This window comes from Actinoplanes sp. NBRC 103695 (assembly GCF_030269485.1).
Lineage (GTDB): Bacteria > Actinomycetota > Actinomycetes > Mycobacteriales > Micromonosporaceae > Actinoplanes.
Genome location: NZ_BSTL01000079.1, coordinates 1 through 6,609 on the forward strand (window position 1 = coordinate 1; position 6,609 = coordinate 6,609).

A 6,609-nucleotide genomic window follows, 5' to 3' on the forward strand; every position below is an offset into this window, starting at 1 on the left:
CTCGCGATACAGACGCACAGCACGCGCCCTCAGTTCGTCGGGGTACTTCTTCGGTGCGGCCACAGAACGTCCTCCCCATGATCAGTCGATCATGTTTGAGAGGCTCCACCAAACCGGGGGGAACTCATGGACACCATCACAAAGGCCTCAACAATCGGCCCGCCCCTGGTCAGCTCAGTATGGGACGGCTCACCCTCCCTGCTCGCGGGATGCTGGTGATCACGGCCGCCCGGCCAGCGACGCTGCCATCCCCGGCAGGTCGCCGGTGAGTTCGCGGGCTGGCCACCCGGTTCGACAAGCTCGGCGTCAACTACCAAGCCACCCTCGACCTGGTCGAAATGCTGACTGGCTACGCGCTGTCCCCGAAGGACATGATCCGCGAGACAGAACCTAGGTGACTGGTGTTAAACGATGGCTCGCCACGGAGTGGCGGCCATCGTTTTGTATCTATATAGGCTAGTTTCCGGTGATGGCCTTGGGTAGGGCGTCGCAGCAGTTGGATCTTCTGGATCCGGTCAGCCGGTTCTGCGGCGAGACGTTGCCGCCGAACTCGATCTTCGTGTTCCTGCACGAGCATCGCGACCGGTTGTTTCCCGACGGCATGTTCGCTGACTTGTTCGCGCTGGCGGGCCGCCGGTCGGTGCCGCCGTCGGTGGTCGCGGTCGTGATGGTCTTGCAGCGTCTGGAAGGGCTCTCGGATCGTGAGGCGGCCGACCGGTTTACCTTCGACGCCCGGTGGCGGTATGCGACCGGGGCCGGTGGCTGGGACGGCGGCCGGACCGGGTTCGCCCACACGGTCCTGGTCGATATGCGCGAACGGCTGCGCCGTTCTCAGCGCCCTGACCGGATCTTCGAGGTCGCGCTGGCCGCGGCCCGCGAGGCTGGTCTGCTCGGCAGGCGGCGGGTGCTGGATTCCACGCCGTTGTATGACGCGGTCGCGACGATGGACACCGTCACGCTGATCCGCTCGGCGATCCGCGGCCTTCTCAAAGCAGCCGGCCCGGACCTGGCCGGGTCGTTGCGGGCGGTGCTGAGCGCCGGTGACGACTACACCAGCGTGGCGAAACCGGCCGTGGACTGGGATGACAAGGCAGCCCGGGAAGCTCTGATCGATTCCCGGGCCCGTGACGGATACGCGCTGCTCAACGGCCTTGCCGGGCGTGAGGGCCTGGCCGAGCCGGTCACCGAGGCGATGCGGCTGCTGGCCACCGTCCTCGGCCAAGACCTCGAGACCGGCGAGGACGGGGTGCTGCGCATCGCCCGCACAGTCGCGCCGGACCGGGTGATCTCGACCGTCGACCCGCAAGCCCGGCACGGGCACAAGACCAGCCACCGCGGCTTCGACGGCTACAAAGCCCACATCGCGATCGACCCGGACAGCAAGATCATCACCGCCGCGCAGGTCACGCCAGGAAATACCGGCGACGCCCAGCCCGCCCCTGACCTGATCGCCGATCTCACCGCAGACGCCATTACCCGCCCGCCCGGCGGCGACGCGGCGGTCTACGGCGACTCGGCCTACGGCGCAGGCCCAGTCCTGGATCACCTGCACGCCCACGACATCACCACCATGACCAAAGTCCAGGCGCCCGTGGCCGCGGCCGGGAAGTTCACCAAGGACCGGTTCGGCATCGACCTGCTGACCGCCACGGTGACCTGCCCGAACGGCACCACCATCGACATCCGCCCGGTCCGCGGCCACGACCGCCACGCCGGCAAGGCCGACTTCGGCAAAGCCTGCACCGACTGCCCGCTACGCCAGCAGTGCACCGCCTCGAAAACCGGCCGGCACATCACCATCAGCCATTGGGAAAGCCGCCTCACCGAAGCCCGCACCCGCCAGCAACACCCAGACTGGCAGGCCGACTACCGCGCCACCCGACCCAAAGTCGAACGCAAACTGGCCCACCTCATGCGGCGTTGCACCGGCTGGTGTCGGGTCGAGTGCTTGGAGTGCTGGTGGTTCGTGCGGTGTGTCCGCCGGCCGCGGGTCCGTTGGAGGATTACGCGGCATGTTTCGATGAGTTGTTTTCCCGGCTGGCCCAGCGGCGGGTTTCCGTGATTATCTGACCGGGCTGCTGGCGCCGCGGGATCGGAACAAGACCTTGACCGGCCTCGCCGGAACCGAGCCGGTCAAGGGAGCGCAACACGCTGCGGTACAACGGTTGCAATATTTCCTGTCGCAGTCCACGTGGGACGCTGATGAGGTCAACCGGCGGCGGCTGGAGCTGCTGGTCGGCGATCCGCCGACCGCACCCCACGCGCGTGGGGTGATCGCCATCGACGACTCCGGCGATCGCAAGGACGGCACCGCGACGGCTCATGTCGGCAGGCAGTGGCTGGGCCGTTACGGCAAGACCGACAACGGCATCGTCACCGTGACCACGGTGTGGGCCGACGAGCGTGTCTACTATCCGTTGCACGCCGAGGCCTATACCCCGGCCTGTCGGCAATCTTGAAATTCCCCAGGTCTGAGCGTTTTCCGGTCACGTAATTCGGTTCTGTCACAGGAAGCGTGGTGGGGTGGTCGGCCTGTCGGTCAGTTGGGTTGAAGGATGCGGCGCCTGAGTAGGTCGAATCTGGCTCGGCCGTACATCTGTCTTTTCAGCATCTTCACCCGGTTGACCTGGCCTTCGACCGCGCCGGAGCTCCAGGGCAGGGTCAGCCCGGCGGTGACCGCAGCGAAATCCGGTGCAGTCCCTTGGCGAAGGAGTGCAGTTCGGTGATGTCGTCGGCGAGCACCGCGGCGATCCATTGCGGGAGGCGGGCGCCGCGCAGTTTGTGCATCATGTCGGCGAAGTCGTGGACGTGACCGGCGAGTGTGTCGAGGATGGGGCTGCGCGCGCGGATGGCGTCGAGTTTGCGCTGGTCTTCTGGCCGGATCTTGGCAGGATCACTCATGATCCATTTGGCGACGCGGCGGGGTTTCGGCGCCGGGGGTGTGCTCGGCGCACGTAGGTGGCGGCGGGTGCCGTCCTCGATCGGGCGCAGCGGTTGCAGGTAGCGGCGCAGGGTCTGGACGCTGCCGCGGAAGCCTTGCTCGCGGATCTCGGAGTGCAGGATGGCGGTGTCGGTGCAGCCGTCGTTCCACCGTTGGTGCAGGTGGGCCTTGTAGGGATCGATCAGGCTTTCCCGGCGAGTGTTGGCGAGCAGCTGCTCGGTGCTCGTGGCGTCGGCGAACCGCCGGACCGTCTGGATGTCCAGGCCAAGCCGGCGGCCGACTTCGGCGCGGGATGCCCCGTCCGCCAGGAGTTGCTGGACTTCGCGGTAGCGTTCCTTGGTGCGGGTCACCAGGCGGATTTCTTTGTCGGGCTGCATCGTTGGCTGGTCCAGCAGCTGTGATGGGGAGCTTGGCGCTGCAAGCTCGGCGGGTGGTTCGGGCAGGCTGGCCCGGTGGGCGACGACGGCGGCCTCGACGGCTTCGCCGAGGTTGTGCCAGACATGCCACCGGTCGGCGACTTGGATGGCGTCCGGCGCTCCGGTGCGGGCGCCGTCGGCGTAGGCGCCGGCCCGGTCCCGGCAGATGATCTCGGCGCCGGGATGGGCGCGGAGCCACGCTGCCAGGGTGGCGGCCTCCCGGTCCGGTAGCACGTCGATCGGCCGGTGGGTTTCCATGTCGAGCAGGATCGTGGCGTAAACCTGTCCCCGCCGCAGCGCGAAATCATCCACCCCGAGTACCCGCGGCGCCGCCGTCAGCGAAGGTTCCGGCGTTGCCCGGAGCAGCCGTAACAGCGTGCTGCGGGACACTCGCATCGCCAGTTTCCCGGCCAGCCGGACCCCGGCCCGGCCGGCCAGCGCTGCGCCGACGCCGTGCAGCAGGTCCTGCAGCGGTTGGCTGCGTCGCCGGCGCCTGGCGGTCAGGCCGGGTACCTGCTCGACGAACGTGCGTACCGCGCATTCTCCCGCCGTGCAGTTGAACCGTCGGACCCACAGGACCAGCCACACCGGCCGCCCACCGATCGGTGTGTCGTTCAGGCGTCGCTGGTAGCGGCTGCGTACCGATGTCGACACCGTCGCGCAGGTCGGACACGAGGCGCTTCCCGCACGGACCCGGGCATAGAGCCAGGTCGCCTCGGCGCTGGACTCGAGCCGCTCGACGACCACGCCGGCCAGGTGCGGCAGGGCGAACCCGCCTACCAATCGATCTTGCACCAAGTCATGATCATGGGTAGCGCATCATCCGCAAAGCCGCGCTGGTCAACGGGTTTCGAGCCGGCACCCCTTCCGGCGCTGTCCACTATCGACGGAAGCGCCTGCCGGACCACCTACCACGCTTCCTGCGACAGAACCGAAAATCGAGATCGCCGACAGGTCGCGACCACCAACCCGGCCATCCTGCCGGACAAGGCAACCTGGTACCTGGCCACGAATCTGCCCCGGCCCGGCGGCCCGCACGATACCCCCGAAGCGCCCCACGAACCGGCGGACCTGACCGAAGTCGTGCGGCTCTACGGGATCCGGCACTGGATCGAGCAAAGCTACAAACAGGTCAAGGACGAACTCGGCTGGGCCGACTTCCAAGTCCGCTCCGCCACCGCGATCCGCCGCCACCAAACACTGGTGAACTGCGCGTTCTCGTTCTGCTGGAACACCTGGTTCGACCCACCATCCACAACCGACACCTCCGCAATCGTTCCGGAGCCGCTCAGCGACAACTCCGGAGAGAGGGGGCACACAAACCCCGCCGCCGGCCGAACACCCCAGCTGGCCTAAAGCGCTACGCGCCGTCCGCGCCTGGCTCACCCCATGGCTGCTGCTCCACCGCTACTGGACTGCATGGAGCAGCAAGCCGCCACCCGGCGAACTCCAGCAACTCCTGGACGCCGTCGCACGAGGTCAACCTCTCAACCTCTATCTACCGCCATAAAGGCGACAAACTACCGCTAGCACCCCGGTTGGGCGGCCGCGCACAGGCGGGCGCCGGCCAGGGCGGCGAGGCGGCGAAGCTCCGTCAGGGGCGTGTCTTTTTTCATGGAGATGCGGGTGACCAGGTCGCCGGTGCGGACGTAGGCCACCAGTTCGGTGCCGCTTGTCAACGGCCGGGCCGTTGTCGCGTCGCGGGAGTTTATGTCCTGCCGGATCACCAGTGCGTCGTCGCTGGTGAAGCGGTCGTCGCTGATCGACCACACGCGGGTGACGGTGACCCGCATCATCTTGCCGTCCACCATCCCGTCGCCGGTCGTGGTCCGGGTGCCGCAGGTGGCTACGGCCGACCGCAGGTCGCGCAGGAATCCGTCGGCGTCCGTCCCGCCGAAGCGGTACACGCTCTGACCCAGCACGAATGGTATCGGTGGGGGGTTCTTCGAGCCGATCATGTGGGTGACACCGATGACGAAGCGGGGCGGCCGCGAGGGTGGCGTCACCTCCGGACAGAACTCGATGGCGTCCACCAGCCGGACGGGCGTGTGTGCGTCCGGCTTGTCGTACTGGGTACGCAGACCGGTTCCGATCTCGGCCGCCCTGAGAAGCACCGAGCGCGGGATCTCGGGTGGCGCCGGCGGGCGCGGGGCTGGCGCGGTCGGCGACGGCCCGGCCGGTGGTAGCGCCGGATCGTCCCGGAATCCGGCCAGGCTCGCGATGCCGACGCTCACCGTGATCACGGCGACCGCTACGGCCGCGGTCGTCCGGGCGCGCCGACGGCGTACCCGGCGGCGCAGCTCGTCGCCTGACGGCCACCGGACCGCGGCGAGATCGAAGTACAGGGCGTCCATGAGTTTATTCAGGTCAGACATCGGCTGCCTCCGTCGGTTCCGGGGCCATCAGCATGGCCAGCGCGGCTCGGCCGCGGTGCAGCCGGGCCTTGACCGTGCCGATGGGCGCCCCGGTCTCCCGGGCCACGTCGGCCACCGGCAGGCCGAGCAGGTAGTGCATCGCGATCGCCGTGCGCTGCTCCTCTGGGAGCTGGCGCAGTGCCGCCACCACTGCGACCGTGTTGACGCTGGGTTCGGGCAATGGATCGTCCGGGCCGTGCCGTAGATAGGCGCGGGCCCGGTTACGCATCCGCCGCCACCGCGACATCGCAATCCGGTTGGCGACCAAACGAAGCCACGCCTCGGGGTTGTCGTGCCGATCGATTGACGGCCAGTGCTGCCACGCCTTCATGTATGCCTCCTGCACGACGTCCTGCGCCTCGCTCAGGTCGTTGGTGCGCAGGTAGATGAAGGCGAGCACCCGTTGTCGGCTGCCCTGGTAGAACTCCTCGAACCCTGCCGCATCCGACACCCCATACCTCCGTGTTATCTGTTCCTAGGTAACACGCCCGGCAAAGGCGAGAGGTTGCCGGATGTTGAGCAGGAGGCAGGGCGGAGGGTTCGCTGTCCCGAACTGGCCGATTGGCAATGGGAGCTTTGGGAGCTTTCAACCTGAGTAGATCGGGTTCTGGACATGGTGCGGGGTGAGGACGGCCGGCGCGACTTTGGTCGTCCGGGACGGGCTGCAGGCGGAACAGCTCGTTCGTCAGGTGGGTCTGAGACCCTGGTAAATAAGGGTTTCCGGCCGTCGGTACGAGGCGAAGATCGATGTCTTGTGCGCGCCTGTACGGCGTGGTGTCGTGACATGGGGAAGGGCCTTCAGTACGAGCGAAGGTGACTAAACCAGCACGACCGAAGG

Annotated in this window: 5 protein-coding genes and 2 pseudogenes; 3 read left to right on the forward strand and 4 right to left on the reverse strand. The window is 67.6% G+C overall.

From position 1 onward, the window contains the following. Positions 1–469: 469 nt before the first annotated feature. Positions 470–2,062, forward strand: a complete 1,593-nt coding sequence (locus tag QSK31_RS48175) for an IS1182 family transposase (protein WP_285691939.1) — start codon at positions 470–472, stop codon at positions 2,060–2,062. Between the two features lie 43 nt (positions 2,063–2,105). Beyond that, complete coding sequence (locus tag QSK31_RS48180; RefSeq protein ID WP_285691940.1) at positions 2,106–2,459, forward strand: transposase; 354 nt, start codon at positions 2,106–2,108, stop codon at positions 2,457–2,459. 80 nt (positions 2,460–2,539) lie between these two features. Here QSK31_RS48180 and QSK31_RS49400 read toward each other — a convergent pair. Both QSK31_RS49400 and QSK31_RS49405 read right to left on the reverse strand, forming a co-directional pair. Beyond that, a pseudogene (locus QSK31_RS49400) lies at positions 2,540–2,715 on the reverse strand (ISL3 family transposase); the annotation flags it as partial. Between the two features lie 672 nt (positions 2,716–3,387). Further along, positions 3,388–4,152, reverse strand: a pseudogene (locus QSK31_RS49405) (ISL3 family transposase); the annotation flags it as partial. A 6-nt stretch (positions 4,153–4,158) separates the two neighbouring features. Here QSK31_RS49405 and QSK31_RS48190 point away from each other — a divergent pair. Beyond that, positions 4,159–4,713, forward strand: a complete 555-nt coding sequence (locus QSK31_RS48190; RefSeq protein WP_285691941.1) for a hypothetical protein — start codon at positions 4,159–4,161, stop codon at positions 4,711–4,713. 170 nt (positions 4,714–4,883) lie between these two features. Here the strand turns inward: QSK31_RS48190 and QSK31_RS48195 are convergent, their stop codons facing one another. Beyond that, the gene (locus QSK31_RS48195) at positions 4,884–5,732 is read right to left on the reverse strand and encodes a hypothetical protein (protein ID WP_285691942.1); all 849 of its coding nucleotides are present in this window, start codon (positions 5,730–5,732) and stop codon (positions 4,884–4,886) included. Continuing rightward, positions 5,725–6,222, reverse strand: a complete 498-nt coding sequence (locus tag QSK31_RS48200; RefSeq protein ID WP_285691943.1) for an RNA polymerase sigma factor — start codon at positions 6,220–6,222, stop codon at positions 5,725–5,727. The genes QSK31_RS48195 and QSK31_RS48200 overlap by 8 nt, the downstream gene beginning before the upstream one ends. Between the last annotated feature and the right edge of the window lie 387 nt (positions 6,223–6,609).

Bases quoted from the DNA above. Each gene is read 5' to 3' on its own strand.
- QSK31_RS48175 (WP_285691939.1), top strand. From the start codon at position 470: ATGGCCTTGGGTAGGGCGTCGCAGCAGTTGGATCTTCTGGATCCGGTC.
- QSK31_RS48190 (WP_285691941.1), top strand. From the start codon at position 4,159: ATGATCATGGGTAGCGCATCATCCGCAAAGCCGCGCTGGTCAACGGGT.
- QSK31_RS48195 (WP_285691942.1), bottom strand. From the start codon at position 5,732: ATGTCTGACCTGAATAAACTCATGGACGCCCTGTACTTCGATCTCGCC.